Raw genomic sequence first — 16597 nt, 5'->3', positions numbered from 1 at the left:
TTGGCTGACGCGGCACTAGGGGCGTCAGCCCGGCGGTCAGCCGTAGTGGGCCGCCCAGGCGTCGATCCGGTCCCGCATCTTGGCCGCGAGGTCCGGCCCGGCGGCCGAGAAACGGAGCGAGTCCGCGGCGATCCGGGCGAGGTCGGTGGCGCTCAGGCCGTGGCGGCTGTGCGCCGTGGCGTACTCGTCGAGGATGCCGATGCCGTACAGATACGGCGCGTCGCTGTTCAGCGTCACCGGGACACCCGCGCGGACCAGGGCCGGCAGCGGATGGGCCGCGGCCGACTCGACGGCCTTCAGCATGACGTTGCCGGTGAGGGCGAGGTCCAGGCAGATGCGCCGCGCGGCCAGCTCACGGACGACCCCGGGATCCTCGACGGCGCGTACGCCGTGGCACACCCGATCGGGGGTGAGGAAGTCCACGGTGTTGCGCACGCTCGAGGCGGGGCCGCTCTCCCCGGCGTGCGGGACCACCGCGAGACCTCCCTCGCGCGCGACGCGGAACGCCCCGGCGAAGTCGTCGGCGGGACGGCCCGCCTCGTTTCCGGTCAGGCCCATCGCCACGATGCCGCGGTCGCGGTGGCGGACCGCGAGCGCGGCCACCTCGGCCGCGTCCACCGGGCTCCGGTCGCGCCCGATCCCCAGGATCATGCCGCCGTCGCCGCGCGCCGCGGCCAGGCCGTCCAGCGCGGCCTCCACCAGGGCCTCGGGCGGGCCCAGCCGGCCCTGGTAGAGGTGCGGGCCCAGATGGAGCTCCGTCCAGACGACGCCGGCGTCCGGGGCCGCGTCGAAGACCTCCCCGACCACCCGGCGCAGATCGTCGAGCGAACCCACCAGAGCGCGGCAGCTCTCATAGGCGCGGTTGAACTCCGGCCAGGTCGGATACTCGTCGCTCAGCGGCGGCAACGGCAGTCCGTACCGCTCGCCGAACTCCCGCGCGGTGTCCGGACGCATCGCGGCCTCGGTGTGCAGATGCAGTTCGGCCTTCGGCAGGGTCAGGAAGTCGGCCGCGATCAGTGGTCTCCGTCCCATCAGGGAGCCTTGGCCTCCCAGCGCACCGTCAGCCGCTCCGCCGTGCCGACCAGTGCGTAGAAGACGATCGCGATGGCGGAAGCGATGACCATCACGGCGTACAGCTGCGGGGTGTTGAAGTTGTAGGTGGTCTGGATGATGAGATAGCCGAGCCCCTGCTGGGAGCCGATCCACTCGGCCACGATCGCCCCGATCACACAGTTGCCGGTGGCGATCTTCAGGGAGGAGAAGAGATAGGGCAGCGATGCGTACATCCGCACCTTGAACAGGACCTCCCAGGGGGAGGCGGACAGCACTCGCAGCAGCTCCAGCGACTGCTTGTCCACCGCCTGGAGCCCGCGCACCATGTTGACCAGCGTGGGGAAGAAGGAGATCAGCGCGCCGATGGCCACCTTCGGGGCATAGCCGTTGCCCATCATGATGACGAGGACGGGCGCGATGGCCACGATGGGGATGGTACGGATGAACAGCGCGACGGGCATCAGCGCCCGCTCCACCGGCCGGTAGTGGACGAAGACGACGGCCAGCAGCACCGCCACCGCGTTGCCCACCGCGAAGCCCAGGGCGGATTCGACGATGGTCGGCCAGGCGTTGTCCAGCAGCAGGGCCGAGTCGTCGTTCAGGGAGCGCCAGATGTCCGAGGGCATCGGCAGCACGTACTGGGGCACCGAGAAGACGCGACAGCCGAGCTCCCACAGGGCGAGCAGGACGAGCGCCGCGGACACCGGCAGCAGCGCGCGGAGCGGACGGGCGCCGCCGCGGACGGAACCTCGCCCGCGCCCGGCGGACTTCACCTCGGGGTCCTCGGCCGCCGACGGCGTCGAGGTGGTGGCGGTCGGCATCAGCAGTCCTCCAGCAGGCGGCGAAGGCGGGCGGCGAGCGCGGTGAACTCGGGGGTCTCGCGGACCTCGAGGGTGCGCGGATACGGCAGGTCCACCGGGACCAGCTCACGGACCCGTCCCGGATGCGCGGAGAGCACCAGGACCCGCTGCGACATGAACACGGCTTCGGCGATGCTGTGGGTGACGAAGAGGATGGTGGTCCCGGTCGCCTCCCAGATGCGCAGCAGCTCCTCGTTGAGCCGGTCGCGGGTGATCTCGTCCAGGGCGCCGAAGGGCTCGTCCATCAGCAGCACTCGCGGTCGGCACACCAGCGCGCGGGCGATCGAGACGCGCTGGCGCATTCCGCCGGACAGTTCATGCGGATAGGCGTTCTCCCGCCCCGCGAGACCCACCAGCGCCAGCAGTTCCTCGGGGGACGGGGCGTCCGCCGCGTCCGGTACGGCTTTGGTGCCGCCGCCGACCTGGAGCGGCAGCCGGACGTTCTCCACGGCGGTGCGCCAGGGGAGCAGCGCCGAGTCCTGGAAGACGAACCCCAGCCGGCGGGAGGTGCGCGCTCGATGTGCTGAGGTGCCGAGCACCGCGACCGTGCCGGCGGTGGGGGAGAGCAGATCCGCCACCACGCGCAGCAGGGTGGACTTGCCGCATCCGGACGGGCCCAGGAGCGAGACGAAGCCGCCGCTCTCGACGGCGAGGCTGATGTCGCGCAGGGCGGTCACCTCCCCGCGTTCGGTGGTGAAGGTGACCGTGATGTTCTCCAGTTCGACGCTGTTCCGGGGCTCGGCCCCGTCCGGCGTCGTCGTCGCGGAGTCCGGGGTGTCCGCGGCGGTCGTTGATCCGGCTGCCATGGCTGTCTTGGCTGTCACGGGAGTTCCTCCCTCGGGGGTGGTCAGCCGAGCTTGGGTCGGGATGCCGCCGTGGCCCGCAGAACGTCGGTCGTCATGACCTTGTCCACGGTCGGCGGCTTGGAGGTGAACTGCTTGAGCTGTGTGTACTGGCTGATCTGCCGTTGCCAGACGTCCCTGCTCATGGCGCCCCATCCGTCCTTGGCGGTGGCTTTGGTGAAGATCAGCTTCATCAGCACCTCGCTGGCCTTGAACTGGGATTCCTTCTTCAGGCTGGGATACTTCTTCACCAGCAGATCGACGGCCTCGTCGAGATGCCCATGGGCGTATTCATAGCCACGGGCGGTTGCCTCCACGAATCCCTGGAGCATTTTCGGGCGCTTCTCTATCGTCGTGTCGGTGGCGAAGTAGACATTGCCGTAGAGATGCACGCCCGAGTCCCACACCCGTAGCGTCTCGTATTCGTCCAGGATGGAGAACGCCTCCAGGTTGGTGATCCAGCCCGCCATGGCATCGACCTTTCCGCGCTTGAGCGGGGTGAAGTCGGATCCGACCACCTGGACCTTGACCTTGGATTTATCGATGTTGTTCGCCGCGAGCACCGCGTCGAGGACCACATCGCCGCCCGCCTGTATGCCGACGGTCTTGCCTATGAAGTCCTCCGGCTTTCTGAGCGGATTGCCGGGCAGGGAGATGTATGCGAGCGGATGCTGCTGCACGCCCACGGCGAACGCCCGCACGGGCTGCCCTTGGGAGCGCGCCATCATGACGGCGGGGCTGGACGCGTTCTGGCCGAAGGCCGCGGCGCCGCCGGAGACCAGCGTCACACCGTTCACATTGGGGCCGCCGGGCTGGAAGGTGAGTTTGACCCCGGCCTCCTTGTACCAGCCCTTCGCGTCGGCGACGACCTCGCCGATAACGCCGTTGTCACCCGTCCAGGCGATCTGGTATTTCGCGGTGCCGCCCGCTCCGCCGGGCCCACCGCCGCAGGCCGTGACGAAACCGCCCACGGCGAGACCGCCGCCGACGGCGAGAAATCTCCGCCGGGAAACCTTGTCGCTCATGACTACCTCAATTCCGGAGGCGGAAACAACGAAACGGAACTGCTGCTTCCGATGGCTTCGTTCACTACATCAGTATTTCTTCAAGTCGGCAATGACGGAACGTTGTTGAATAGCATTGTTTACGGCGGCGAAACTCACCAGCCGAGATAGACGGATTTCGACCAGGTGAAGAACTCCACGGCGGTCGGCCCCTGTTCGCGGAAGGTATTGGTGGAGGAGTCCTTGACCCCGCCGAACGGGACGTTCAAATCGAGCCCGGTCGTGGGACGGTTGACCTTGACGACCCCTGCCTGCACCCGTGCCACGAAATGCTGGGCGGCCGCCAGATCCCGGGTGCAGATACTTGCCGCGAGGCCGTACGCCGAATCGTTGACCAGACTGATCGCCTCGTCCAGGCCCTCGGCCGGGAGCACCGCCACCACCGGGCCGAAGATCTCGTCCCGGGCCGAGGAATGGCCGGGGCCGACCCCCGCGAGCACCGTCGGCGCCAGGAACAGCCCGTCCGGGGCCTCGCCGCCCGCCACGACGGTGGCGCCCTCGGCCCGTGCCCGCTCCACCGCCGCCACATCCGTCCCCAGTTGAGAGGCGCTGACCACGGGGCCCATCGCCGTCCCCGCCGCGAGCCCGTCGCCCGGCCGGTAGCGGGCGGCCTGTTCGGCCAGCGCCTCGACGAACGCGTCATGCACCCCCGGGGTGCAGATGATCCGCGAAGAGGCCGTGCACGCCTGCCCGGTGAGGCCGAAGCCGCCCGCGGCCGCCAGCCCGGCGGCCTGCTTCACATCGGCGTCGTCCAGCACCACCACGGCGTTCTTGCCGCCCATCTCCAACTGGACCCGGCCGTGACGGCGCTCGACCGTCTCACGGATCCGGTTGCCCACACCGGTGGAGCCGGTGAAGGAGACCGCCGCCACCCGCGGGTCGGCGACCAGCGCCTCGCCCACCACCGACCCCTTGCCGTGCACCACGTTCAGCACCCCGGGCGGCAGCCCCGCCTCGGCCAGGGCCGTCGTGAGATGGCGCACCGACACCGGGGTCAGCTCGGCGGGCTTGATGACCACGCTGTTCCCGCTCACCAGGGCGGGCGCCATCTTCCAGGCGGGGATGGCGATGGGGAAGTTCCACGGGGTGATCAGCCCGGCCACCCCCATCGGTTCCAGCCGGGTGTGCACCGCCGTATCGGGTGTGGCGCTGGGGAAAGTCTGCCCGCCGAGCCGCCAGCCCGCGGCACCGAAGTAGCGCAGCACGTCGATGGCGCGCCGCACCTCGCCGCGCGCCTCGGCCAGGGTCTTGCCCTCCTCCCGGGTCACATCACGGGCCACCGCCTCGTGCCGGCCGCGCAGGATCTCGGCCGCGTCCATCAGGATGGCGCCCCGCGCCGGGGCGGGCAGCGAGGCCCAGCCGGGCTGCGCCCCCTCGGCGGCCGTGACCGCGTCGGCCACCGCGGCCGCGTCGGAGGCGGGGGTAACCGCCACGAGGTCAGCGGGATCCGCGGGGTTGCGGCGCTCGACCGTGGGTTCCCCTACCGCCGAACCGGCGAGGTGGTTGGCTATCCGCAGGGTGGTGGACTGGGTCATCGGTGTGCCTCTCGGTTCATCGCGCCGTGGATCACAGGCTGCGCACCAGACCGCCGTCGCAGCGCACGGCGGTACCGGTCAGATACGAGGCGGGCGCCCCGCACAGGAATGCGGCCACGGCGCCGAACTCCTCGGTGGTGCCGTACCGGCCGGCCGGGATCGTGGCCCGTGAGGCGGCCGCCACCTCCTCGGTGGTGTGCCCCTCCCGCTCGGCCTTGGCCGCGTCCAACCGGGCGACCCGGTCGGTGGCGATCCGGCCCGGCAGCAGCAGGTTGACGGTCACCCCGTCCGCGGCGGTCTCCGCGGCCAGCGTCTTGAGATATCCGGCCAGCGCCGCCCGGCCCGCGTTGGACAGGGCGAGGCCCGGCAGCGGCGCGGTGACACCGCTGGAACCGATCGCCAGAATCCTGCCCCAGCCACGTTCACGCATCGCGGGCAGCGCGGCTGCCACCAGGCGCGCCTGCGCGAGCAGCAGACTCTCCGCCGCCCCGGCCAGCTCGGTGGCGCCGACGTCCGCCGCCGGGCCCGGTGCGGGGCCCGGACCGTTGAGGACGAGGATGTCCACGTGCCCGTACGCCGCGTACGCCGCGTCCATGAGGGTGCGCGGGCCGCCCGGCGCGGTGAGGTCCACCTCGACACCGATCGCTTCGGGCAGCCCGGCGGCCACCTCCTTGGCGACTTCCCCGCGCCTGCCGGAGACCACCACCCGTGCCCCCTCGGCGGCCAGCGCCTCCGCCACCGCTCGGCCGAGCCCTCCGGTGGACGCGGCGACCACGGCCGTACGTCCCGTCAGCCCCAGGTCCATCAGCGCGCCCCTTGCGGCACGCGCTCCGCCTGGGGCAGCGCGGTGAGATGGCGGAGGAGCTGAGGGACGAGGCTCTCGGGGAGCGCACGGGCGGGCGGCCGGACCCCGGCCTCCATGATCAGACCGCGCTGCCGGAGCGCTTCCTTGCGCAGCGCGAGCCCGATCCCCGCCTGCGCCTCGAAGTTGACCAGCGGCAGATACGGCAGATACGCCTCGCGCGCCGCTTCGTACCCACCGGACCGGTGGGCTTCGACGCAGGCGATCAGCCCTTCGGGTGCCGAGAAACCGGTCATCGCCCCGGCGGCCCCCGCCGCCAGTTCGTCCAGCAGACCGAGTCCGCCCAGCCCGCCGAAGACGGGGATGTCGGTCTGTTCCGCCAGGACGCCGATGACGGCGGGCGTCGGTGGCGCCTCCGCCTTCACCGCGACCGCCGACGGCACCCGGCGCACGACGGTGGTCAGGTCCCCGGGGCGGATGGCGACCCCGCTGGCCGCCGGGTAGTCCTGGATGACGAGCCCGAGCCCGGTGGCCTCGTGCACGGCGTTGAGATGGGCCGTGACCGTATCCGGGCGCGGGGAGTTGACCTGCGTCATCAGCCCGGCGACCCGGTCGCCCGCCACCTCGCCGATCAGCTCGGCCTCCTCGACGACCGGCGCGGTGGACAGACCGGTGGCCCCGACCACCAGCGGCAGATCGACGGTGTCGCGGACGACCTCCAGGACGGCCCGGCGCTCGGGACGGGAGAGCTGGGACGCCTCGCCGAAGACACCGAGCACGGTCAGCCCGATGACACCGAGCTCCGCGTAGTGCTCGACCAGCTGGGCCAGGGCCGATTCATCGACGTCGAGGGTCGAGCCGACGAAGGGTGTCGCCACGACGCCCCAGACGCCGGGCGGCAGTGGCCGTGGTGGGATGGACATGGGTTCTCTCCTCGCTGTTCGGCCTGTTCCGGTGGCCGTGGCATTCGATCGGGGGCGGGTTCAGCGGCCGGGCCAGACGGGCGGACGCTTCTCCTGGAAGGCGCGTACGCCCTCCGCCGCGTCCTCGCTGTCCACCGCGTCCATCAGCGCGGGCAGCCGCAGCGCATGCGCCTGACGGGCGGTGAGCCCGGCCCCGGCGCGCGCCATCTGCTTGATGGCGCGCAGGGACACCGGCGAGCAGGCCAACACCTCGGCGAGCCAGCGATCCACCGCCTCATCGAGCCGCTCCCCGGGCACGACCTCGTTCACCAGGCCCATCCGGTACATTTCCGCGGCCGGGACCTTGCGGCCGGTGAGCAGCAGTCCCATGGCCTGGGTGTGCGGCACCCGCTCCATGAGCCGGAACACCCCTCCGTCGAGGGGGATCCGCCCGACCCTGGGCTCGGTGAGGCCGAACCGCGCGTGTTCGGCGGCGATCACGATGTCGCAGCCCAGCACCATCTCCATGCCACCGCCCAGGGCATAGCCGTTGACCCTCGCGATGACCGGGACATCGAGGGTCTCGCGCAGGCTCAGGGCCCCGAAGCCATCGGGGTCCAGCCCGGCCCAGTACTCCAGACCGCTCTTGGCGGTCGCGCCCGCCGACATGTCGGCCCCGGTGGAGAACGCCCGCTCGCCCGCCCCGGTGACGACGACCGCGCGGATGCCGCGGTCGGCCTCGATCTCCGCCCAGATCTCCTTCAGCCGCTCGGTGGCGGCCCGGTCCACGGCGTTGAGGACCCGGGGGCGGTCGATGACGACACGTGCCACCCGCCCGTCGTGCTCCCGTATGCAGCGCACCTCGTCGCGCACCGCCTCGTCGCCGCTCATCGCAGCGCCCCCGCCTCGCGCAGGGCACGCAGCCGGGCCGCGTCGTAACCGGCCTCGCCCAGCACCTCGTCACCGTGTTCCCCGAGCCCCGGAGGCACCCTGCGCACCTCGGCCGGGGTGGCGGACAGATGCACCGGATTGCCCAGGACCCGCACCGAGCCCTCGGCGGGGTGCTCCATCTCGACGATCATGCCGTTGACGATGGTCTGTTCATCGCGGAGCGCCTCCTCCATGGTGCGCACGGGCGCGCACAGCAGGTCCTGTGCCTCCAGCCGCTTCATCCAGTGGGCGGTGGTCCCGGTGGCGAACCGCTCGGCGAACAGTCGCCGCAGCTCGGGGCGGTGCCGCTGCTGTCCCTCCGGGGTGGCGTACTCCGGGCGGAGCGAAAGGTCCTCGCCGATCTCCAGGGCGGTGCAGATGTCCCGGAGCGGGTTCTGTTTGAACGCCCCGACCATGACCACGGCGCCATCGGTCGTCTGATACGCCCCGGTGAGCGGCATCGCGGCCCAGTTGATCTCCGCGCCCCGGTTCATCCGGGTGGCCGCCTCCTGCATCTGCATATGGAGGATGGAGTCGTACATGGCGATCTCCACCTTCTGCCCCTCCCCGGTGCGTTCCCGGTGGAGCAGCGCCAGGAGGATGCCCTGCACCATGTGCATGCCCGTGGTGTAGTCGCACAGGCTGGTGGGATAGATGCTGACCGGAGTGTCGTCGGAGGCCCTGCGCCACATGACGCCGGTGTACGCCTGCGTCAGGATGTCCTGGCCGCCCTTGTGGGCGTACGGGCCCTTCTCCCCGAATCCGGTCGCGGAGGCCCAGATGACGCGGGGGTTGACGGCACGCAGCGCCTCATAGCCGAAGCCGATCCGGTCCATGACGCCGGCCCGGAAGTTGGAGGTCACCACGTCGGCGCGGGCGACGAGGTCGAGCACCACCTGTTTGCCCTCCTCGGTTCGGGTGTCGAGGCTGACGCTGCGCTTGTTGCGGTTGATGCTCCAGAAGACGGGGTTGTCGAGACCCGCTTCGTCGGGGAAGGAGGTGCGGGACAGATCGCCGGTGCCGGGGCGCTCGATCTTGATCACGTCCGCGCCGAAGTCGCCGAGCATCTGGGTGCAGGAGGGGCCGGCGTACACCTGGGTGAAGTCGACGACGACCACGCCGTCGAGCGGGAGCCGTCGCGTGCTCATGCGGCCGCCTCACTGTTCGTCTCGTCGATCGTGGCGTTCTCCGAGGGGACGTCGCCCGGGTCGGCGCCCTGCTCGCGCATCAGCTTCCGGATGTCCCGTGCCGGTACGTCGCGGACGAGGATGCCGCGGTCGGCAGCGATGCTCGCGGCGATACCCGTGGCCTGGCCCATCGCCATGCAGGGCGGGATCTCCCGGGACATCCGCTGGGCGTCCGGCGTGGCGGAGTAGTGCCGTCCGGCGACGAGGAGCTGGTCGACGCTTCGCGGAACGAACGACCGATAGGGGTAGTAGTAGTCACGGCCGCGGGCGACGGTGTCGGGAAAGTGGCGGCGCGAGACGATGTCGTCCTTGGTGACGACGTACTCCCCGTCGAGCAGCCGGGTCTGCCGGACGCCCATCTGCTCGGCGACGTCGAGCAGATAGCAGTTCTCGAAGCCGGGGAGGTACTGCCTGGCGTACTCCACCACGGCTCCCATCCGCGCCCTGGCGTCGAACTCCGCCTCGGTCAGGGAGATCGGGTCGGCGCCGTCGTAACCGGTCAGATGCGGGCAGTTGCACCACACGACGCCCGGAACCGGGGTCTTGAGCCACCACAGGTCCCAGGCGCCCCCGAGCATGCGCTTGATCTTGCGGTTGACCGCCCGGAACTCACGGGGGTTCGCTGTCTCGAAGCGCTGCGCCACGTCGGTGTCCACACCTCCGAGGCGGGAGACGAGGGTGACGATGTAGCGCCCCTCGGTGAACGGGGCTCCGGCGCGCGAGGCCACGTCGATGTCCCCACTGGTGTCGATGACGACATCACCGAGGACGGCCTGTGGGCCCGCCTTGGTCTCGCACACCACGCCCTTGATCGCGCCGTCCTGGACCACCGGCCGGGAGAACCAGCTGTGCAGGCGCAGGTGGACGCCGCTCTCCCGCACCAGGTCGTTGGAGACCCGCTTCCAGCCGTCCGGGTCGAAGGCGACGGCGTAGCAGATGGGCTTGGGACTGGCGTGGGAGTGGAAGTCGAACGCGCCCCAGCGGCTCCACTTGGCCCATGCCTCGGGCGAGGAGACCCGTTCCTCCGGGGGCGGGTAGACGGCCAGGTCCATGGCGGCCATGCGCTCGACGTACTCGTCCACCACACCGGTCACGGTGATCTCATCGGCGTTGCACATGTCGTCGAGCACCAGGACCATACCGCCGGAGGCGAGACCACCGAGGGCGGCGTAGCGCTCCAGGAGTGTCACCTCGGCACCGGCCCGCGCGGCGGCGACCGCGGCGCTGACACCCGCCGGGCCTCCGCCCACGACGACGACGTCACTGCGGCGCACGATCGGTGCGTCGATGGCCTCCAGAGTCACGGACCCGTTGAGGTCGGCCACGTTGTCTCCTTTCGAATACGGCGTCGCGTCACCGGACGTCCGTGGACCGGGCGTGCCTGTCCCGGAGCCCGGCTCCGGGCGCCGCGGAGGCCGCCGTGCCGCGCCGACGGGCGATGAGTCACGGCGGGAAACGGTGAGCGGGAAGGGGAGGACGGCGCACGGCGCCCGGAGGGAACACCGGACATGCGGCCGTACCGCGAGATGAGTCGGGGAACGCCCTCGCCCTCAATGCCGGGCGGGAGGCGGGGGAAAGCCGGGCGGGAGCGGGGGCAACACGAGTGGCGCGGGCGACGCTGCCCTGACGCGTACCGGATCGGAGGGCGGGGTGAGCGGCCCGACGGCCTGGCTCTACCAGGTGGGCGGGGTGATCACCCAGATCGCGGTTGACGGCTCATCGCCGACCGCGACGTACCAGTGCGGAATGCTCGACGAGTAGGTGATGGAGTCACCCGCCTCGAGTCGGTGCCGGACACCGTCGAGGAAGACGTCCTTCACCCCGGACAGAACGATGCCGAACTCCTCGCCGTTGTGCCGGAAGGGAGTGCCGCTGGTGTCATGGCCGGGCTCCGTCTCCACCCAGACCACCTCGAGCGCCCCTTTCAGGGACGGCGTGAGGAGCTGGTAACGGGCGCCGTCGAGCTTTTCATTTCCATGCCATTCCAGAGTGCGGCGCTCTTTTGCGCGCACCACAGGACTGGCAGGGGTTTCACCATGGAAAAGCCGACCGATCGGCACATCGAGCCCATGGGCCAATTGGATCAGACTGGCGAAGGAGGGATTTCCCTTTCCTCGCTCCAGCAGACTGATGAGGCCCGTGCTCACATTCGATCGGCTGCTCAGCTCCTCCAGGGTGAGTCCGAGATGCTTGCGGAGGGATCGGATCTGTTCGCCCAACGAGGCGATGGACGCATCGGCGTCGGGACGGTTGTCCTTGTCGTCCGTGTTGCTGCTGCTCATGCGTCGCTCCTCGTCCGGCCACCATGGAACGGTGACTTCACGATAATGAAGTTCTTCAACATGTCAAGGGGTGGCGTCCCGGCCGCCGGCGCCGGGCCCCGTCGTGCGGTCCGCTGTTTGACGGGCCGTCAGTTTTTTACCGACAGGCAACGCAAAAGAAACTCGCAGAATATTGCCGTGGCCATTTACGGGCTCGTACTTTCGGCTTACGGTCTTGCCGCAGCCGTTAATCCCTGACCCAGTCCGCGACCCAGTGCGTCGCGGTTTCATGAGGGAAGTTCACAATGGCCAATATCGTGCGCGCCGCCCTGGTCCAGACGAAGTGGACGGGCGACAGCGAATCAATGATCGAGCTCCATGAGAAGTACGCCCGCACCGCCGCGGAACAGGGCGCCAAGGTGATCGGCTTCCAGGAGGTGTTCAACGCGCCGTACTTCTGCCAGGTGCAGGAGGCGGAACACTACCGGTGGGCGGAGGCGGTGCCGGACGGGCCGACCGTGCGGCGGATGCAGACGCTCGCCAGGGAGACCGGCATGGTGATCGTGGTGCCGGTGTACGAGGTCGAGCAGTCCGGCTTCTACTACAACACCGCCGCCGTGATCGACGCGGACGGCAGCTATCTCGGCAAGTACCGCAAGCATCACATTCCGCAGGTCAAGGGGTTCTGGGAGAAGTACTACTTCAAGCCGGGAAACCTGGGCTGGCCGGTGTTCGACACCGCCGTGGGCAAGGTCGGGGTGTACATCTGCTACGACCGCCACTTCCCCGAGGGCTGGCGCGAGCTGGGCCTGGCCGGGGCACAGCTGGTCTACAACCCCTCGGCCACCTCCCGTGGCCTGTCGGCCTACCTCTGGCAGCTGGAGCAGCCCGCCGCGGCCGTCGCCAACGAGTACTTCATCGCCGCGATCAACCGCGTCGGCACCGAGGAGTACGGCGACAACGACTTCTACGGCACCAGCTACTTCGTCGATCCGCGCGGCCAGTTCGTCGGCGATGTGGCCAGTGACAAGGAGGAGCTGATCGTCCGCGACCTCGACTTCGGCCTCATCGACGAGGTGCGCCAGCAGTGGGCGTTCTACCGGGACCGGCGGCCCGACGCCTACGAGGGGCTGGTGCGGCCGTGACCCGCACGCTGATCCAGGGCGGGCTGGTCATCACCGCCGGCGAAGAGCTGTCGGCCGACGTCCTCGTGGACGGTGAGCGCGTCGCGGCCGTCGCCGCCTCGGGCACCGAGGTCACCGAGACCTGGGCGCGCGGAGCGGACCGGGTCATCGATGCCACCGGGCTGTATGTCATTCCGGGCGGGGTGGACGCCCACACCCATATGGAGATGCCGTTCGGTGGCACGTTCGCCTCCGACACCTTCGAGACCGGCACCCGGGCGGCGGCCTGGGGCGGCACCACCACCATCGTGGACTTCGCCATCCAGTCCGTCGGCGCCACGCTGCGCGAGGGACTGGACGCGTGGCATGCCAAGGCCGAGGGCCAGTGCGCGATCGACTACGCGTTCCACATGATCCTCTCCCATGTCGACGAGCACTCGCTCAAGGAGATGGACGCTCTCGTGGACGAGGGCGTGACCAGCTTCAAGCTGTTCATGGCCTACCCCGGTGTCTTCTACAGCGACGACGGGCAGATCCTGCGGGCCATGCAGCGCGGCGCCGCCAACGGCGGACTGGTCATGATGCACGCCGAGAACGGCATCGCGATCGACGTCCTGGTGGAGCAGGCCCTGGCCGAGGGCAGGACCGATCCCCGCCACCACGGTGAGGTTCGCCGGGAGCTGCTGGAGTCGGAGGCGACCCATCGCGCCATCCAGCTCGCCCGGGTGGCCGGCGCACCGCTCTACATCGTCCACGTCTCCGCCGAGCAGGCCGTCCAGGAGATCACGGGAGCCCGTGACCTGGGTCTGCCCGTGTTCGGCGAGACCTGTCCGCAGTATCTGTTCCTGTCCACGGACAACCTCGCCGAACCGGACTTCGAGGGCGCCAAGTACGTCTGCTCCACCCCGCTGCGGCCCGTCGAGCACCAGGCCGCGCTGTGGCGGGGGCTGCGGACCAACGACCTGTCGGTGGTCTCCACCGACCACTGCCCGTTCTGCTTCACCGGGCAGAAGGAGCTGGGCCGCGGCGACTTCTCCAAGATCCCCAACGGTATGCCGGGTGTGGAGCACCGGATGGACCTGCTCCACCAGGCCGTGGTGGACGGCCGTATCTCCCGCCGCCGCTGGATCGAGATCGCCTGCGCCACCCCGGCCAGGATGTTCGGCCTCTACCCGCGCAAGGGCACCATCGCCCCCGGGGCCGACGCCGACATCGTGCTCTACGACCCGGAGGCGCGGCAGACCCTGTCCGCCGAGACCCACCACATGAACGTCGACTACTCGGCATATGAGGGCAGGCAGATCACCGGGCGGGTGCGCACCGTCCTCTCGCGGGGACACGTCGTCGTCGACGGCGACGCGTACCTCGGCCGGACCGGTCACGGCCGGTATCTGCCCCGCGCCACCTGCCAGTACCTCTAGCGACCACCACACGGAGCATGCGATGGACTTCGGAATCGTCCTGCAGACCGATCCCCCCGCCTCCGCGTCGTCGACCGGATGCGGCGCGCGGAGGACGCGGGATTCACCTATGGCTGGACGTTCGACTCGGCCGTGTTGTGGCAGGAGCCGTTCGTCATCTACAGCCGTATCCTCGAACACACCGAGCGGCTGATCGTCGGGCCGATGGTCACCAACCCCGGGACCCGCACCTGGGAGGTGACCGCCTCCACCTTCGCCACCCTCAACGACATGTACGGCAACCGCACTGTGTGCGGTATCGGCCGTGGCGACTCGGCGATGCGGGTGGCCGGGCGCAAGCCCAACACCCTCGCCCGCCTCGGCGAGGCCATGCACACCATCAAGGAGCTGGCCGAGGGCCGTGAGGCCACGGTGGACGGCAACACCCTGCGGCTGCCCTGGGTGAGAGACGGCAGCCTGCCGGTGTGGATGGCGGCGTACGGCCCCAGGGCCCTCGCACTGACCGGCCGTCAGGCCGACGGATTCATCCTGCAACTCGCCGACCCTTATCTGACGGAGTGGATGGTCAAGGCGGTACGGGACGCCGCCGCCGAGGCCGGGCGAGACCCGGACGCGGTCACCATCTGCGTCGCCGCCCCCGCGTATGTGGGCGACGATCTGGCCCACGCCCGTGAGCAGTGCCGCTGGTTCGGCGGCATGGTCGGCAACCATGTCGCCGACCTGGTGACGCGCTACGGTCAGAGCTCCGGCATGGTGCCGGCCGAACTGACCGAGTACATCAAGGCCCGTGAGGGCTACGACTACGCTCACCACGGCCGCTCCGGCAACCCGGACACCGCTTTCGTACCGGACGAGATCGTCGACCGCTTCTGCCTCCTCGGCCCGGCCGGCGCCCAGATCGACAAGCTCAAACAGCTGCGTGACCTGGGTGTGGACCAGTTCGCCCTGTATGCGATGCACGACGGTGTGGAGTCCACGATGGATGCCTACGAGAAGGAGGTCATCCCCGCCCTGACCTGACGGCCCCTCGGCGCTATGGGGCGGCCGGGGTGGCGGACTCCTCGGCCTCCTCGTCCTTCTGCGGCTGGGCCACCGGACCCGGCCTGCCCCGCAGCGGGACCTCCTGGACACACAGGGCGGCGATGAAGGCCACGGTGCACACGACGGCCGCGGTCAGGAAGATCCGCTGGGTGCCGGTGGCCACCGCGTGGAGATAGCCGTCCCTGACGGACTCCGGCAGCCGGGCCAGCGCCGCCGGATCGGGCCGGACCTCGCCCGTCTCCGCCCCGGCGGGCGCGTGGCCCCGTACGGCACCGGTGAAGAGCGAACCGAAGACCGCCACGCCCAGGGAGCCGCCGATGGTGCGGAAGAGGGTGACCGACGCCGAGGCGGCCCCCATGTCGCGCATCTCCACACTGTTCTGCGCGATCGTGGTGACCATCTGCATCTGACAGCCCATGCCGGTGCCCACCAGGGCCATGAAACACCCGGTGGCCGCGCGGGAGGTCGTGGTGTCCATGGTGGCCAGCAGGAACAGTCCGACGGCCATGCAGACGGTGCCCACGATGGGGAAGATCTTGTAGCGGCCGGTGGCGGACATGACCTTGCCGCCGACCTGCGACATGATCACCACGGGGATCATCAGGGGGAGCAGCAGCAGACCGGAGCGGGAGGCGGAGACGCCCTGGACGGTCTGCTGATACAGCGGCAGATACAGCGAGCAGCCGAACATCACCACCCCGCCCACCAGGATCAGCGAGGACGCCAGGGAGAAGTTGCGGTGTCCGGTGAAGATGCGCAGCGGCATGAGCGGTTCGGCCGCGCGCCGCTGCCGGGCCACGAAGGCGGCCACGCCCACCGCGGCCAGAGTGAACAGACCCAGGATCTGCCATGAGGTCCACGCGTAGGTGGAGCCGGCCCAGGTGGCGGCCAGGGTGAGAGCGCACACGGTCGTCGTCATCACGGTGATGCCCGGCCAGTCGATACGGGCCTTGGCGCGGGTGGCGGGCAGCCGCAGCATCAGCTGACACCAGACCAGGGTGAGGACGCCGAGCGGCAGATTGATGAAGAAGGCCCAGCGCCAGCCGAGGTGGCCGGTGACGAAGCCGCCGAGCAGCGGGCCGCCGATGGTGCCGATGGCCATGATGGAGGCGGTCATGCCCTGGTAGCGGCCCCGCTCCCGGGGCGGCGCCAGCGAGGCGATCAGGGCGAAGGCACCGGCGCCGATACCGCCCGCGCCCAGACCCTGCAGCGCCCGGAAGACGATCAGCTGGGTCATCGTGTGGGCCGCGCCGGACAGCGCCGAGCCGAGAACGAAGACGACGACGGCGATCAGATACATGTGCTTGCGGCCGTACAGATCGCCGAACTTGCCCCAGACGGGGGTGGAGGCGGCGGTGGCCAGGGTGTAGGCGGTCACCACCCAGGAGATGTGCTCCAGGCCGCCGAGATCGCCGACGATCGTCGGCATCGCGGTGCCGACGATCGTGGAGTCGAGCATCGACAGCAGCATCGCGAGCAGCACACCGAGCAGGGCCAGACGGACGCTTTTCGGGGGGTTCTCCGGCGGGGCGGGACTGCCGGACGGCGGTGCGTCGGATACGGACATGGTGGATC

At 70.0% G+C, this 16597-nt stretch carries 14 protein-coding genes and 1 pseudogene; 3 read left to right on the top strand and 12 right to left on the bottom strand.

Annotation, left to right across the window (positions count from 1 at the left end):
• Window positions 1-36 precede the first annotated feature (36 nt).
• From add to ACFXB5_RS05050, 11 genes are all read right to left on the bottom strand, one after another.
• The gene (gene add, locus ACFXB5_RS05100) at window positions 37-1032 is read right to left on the bottom strand and encodes an adenosine deaminase (protein ID WP_385202507.1); all 996 of its coding nucleotides are present in this window, start codon (window positions 1030-1032) and stop codon (window positions 37-39) included.
• Window positions 1032-1874, bottom strand: coding sequence for an ABC transporter permease (locus ACFXB5_RS05095; RefSeq protein WP_385202504.1), 843 nt, complete (start codon window positions 1872-1874; stop codon window positions 1032-1034). The genes add and ACFXB5_RS05095 overlap by 1 nt, the downstream gene beginning before the upstream one ends.
• A complete protein-coding gene (locus tag ACFXB5_RS05090; protein ID WP_385202502.1) occupies window positions 1874-2737 on the bottom strand; it encodes an ABC transporter ATP-binding protein in 864 nt (287 codons plus the stop codon). Before ACFXB5_RS05090 ends, ACFXB5_RS05095 begins: the two co-directional genes overlap by 1 nt.
• Window positions 2738-2760: 23 nt before the next feature.
• Complete coding sequence (locus ACFXB5_RS05085; protein ID WP_385202500.1) at window positions 2761-3780, bottom strand: ABC transporter substrate-binding protein; 1020 nt, start codon at window positions 3778-3780, stop codon at window positions 2761-2763.
• 134 nt (window positions 3781-3914) lie between these two features.
• A complete protein-coding gene (locus ACFXB5_RS05080) occupies window positions 3915-5354 on the bottom strand; it encodes an aldehyde dehydrogenase family protein (protein ID WP_385202497.1) in 1440 nt (479 codons plus the stop codon).
• A 31-nt stretch (window positions 5355-5385) separates the two neighbouring features.
• Window positions 5386-6159 carry an SDR family oxidoreductase gene (locus tag ACFXB5_RS05075; protein WP_385202495.1) on the bottom strand — a complete coding sequence of 258 codons (774 nt, stop codon included), beginning with the start codon at window positions 6157-6159 and terminating at the stop codon, window positions 5386-5388.
• Entirely contained in the window at window positions 6159-7079 is a 921-nt protein-coding gene (locus ACFXB5_RS05070) for a dihydrodipicolinate synthase family protein (protein ID WP_385202492.1), read from the bottom strand. Before ACFXB5_RS05070 ends, ACFXB5_RS05075 begins: the two co-directional genes overlap by 1 nt.
• 60 nt (window positions 7080-7139) lie before the next feature.
• Window positions 7140-7949: an enoyl-CoA hydratase-related protein gene (locus tag ACFXB5_RS05065; RefSeq protein WP_385202490.1), complete on the bottom strand. Its 810-nt coding sequence runs from the start codon at window positions 7947-7949 to the stop codon at window positions 7140-7142.
• Window positions 7946-9136 (bottom strand): CaiB/BaiF CoA transferase family protein, encoded by a 1191-nt coding sequence (locus tag ACFXB5_RS05060; RefSeq protein ID WP_385202487.1) that lies wholly within the window; start codon window positions 9134-9136, stop codon window positions 7946-7948. Before ACFXB5_RS05060 ends, ACFXB5_RS05065 begins: the two co-directional genes overlap by 4 nt.
• Window positions 9133-10500 carry an FAD-dependent oxidoreductase gene (locus ACFXB5_RS05055; protein ID WP_385202485.1) on the bottom strand — a complete coding sequence of 456 codons (1368 nt, stop codon included), beginning with the start codon at window positions 10498-10500 and terminating at the stop codon, window positions 9133-9135. The genes ACFXB5_RS05060 and ACFXB5_RS05055 overlap by 4 nt, the downstream gene beginning before the upstream one ends.
• A gap of 348 nt (window positions 10501-10848) precedes the next feature.
• Entirely contained in the window at window positions 10849-11457 is a 609-nt protein-coding gene (locus ACFXB5_RS05050) for a helix-turn-helix domain-containing protein (RefSeq protein WP_385202483.1), read from the bottom strand.
• A gap of 284 nt (window positions 11458-11741) precedes the next feature.
• Between ACFXB5_RS05050 and ACFXB5_RS05045 the strand changes: the two genes are divergently transcribed.
• From ACFXB5_RS05045 to ACFXB5_RS05035, 3 genes and pseudogenes are all read left to right on the top strand, one after another.
• Window positions 11742-12581 carry a nitrilase-related carbon-nitrogen hydrolase gene (locus tag ACFXB5_RS05045; protein WP_385202480.1) on the top strand — a complete coding sequence of 280 codons (840 nt, stop codon included), beginning with the start codon at window positions 11742-11744 and terminating at the stop codon, window positions 12579-12581.
• A complete protein-coding gene (gene hydA / locus ACFXB5_RS05040) occupies window positions 12578-13981 on the top strand; it encodes a dihydropyrimidinase (protein WP_385202478.1) in 1404 nt (467 codons plus the stop codon). Before ACFXB5_RS05045 ends, hydA begins: the two co-directional genes overlap by 4 nt.
• Window positions 13982-14003: 22 nt before the next feature.
• Window positions 14004-15001 (top strand): annotated as a pseudogene (locus tag ACFXB5_RS05035) (TIGR03842 family LLM class F420-dependent oxidoreductase).
• A gap of 13 nt (window positions 15002-15014) precedes the next feature.
• On the opposite strand, the gene ACFXB5_RS05030 reads toward ACFXB5_RS05035, so the two are convergent.
• The gene (locus ACFXB5_RS05030) at window positions 15015-16589 is read right to left on the bottom strand and encodes an MDR family MFS transporter (RefSeq protein WP_385202475.1); all 1575 of its coding nucleotides are present in this window, start codon (window positions 16587-16589) and stop codon (window positions 15015-15017) included.
• Between the last annotated feature and the right edge of the window lie 8 nt (window positions 16590-16597).

The sequence above is a fragment of the Streptomyces sp. NPDC059455 genome, from assembly GCF_042750115.1.
GTDB classification, from domain to species: Bacteria; Actinomycetota; Actinomycetes; order Streptomycetales; family Streptomycetaceae; genus Streptomyces; species Streptomyces endocoffeicus.
The sequence above is the reverse complement of the archived record's forward strand: the minus strand, read 5'-3'. Positions and strand labels throughout refer to the sequence as shown.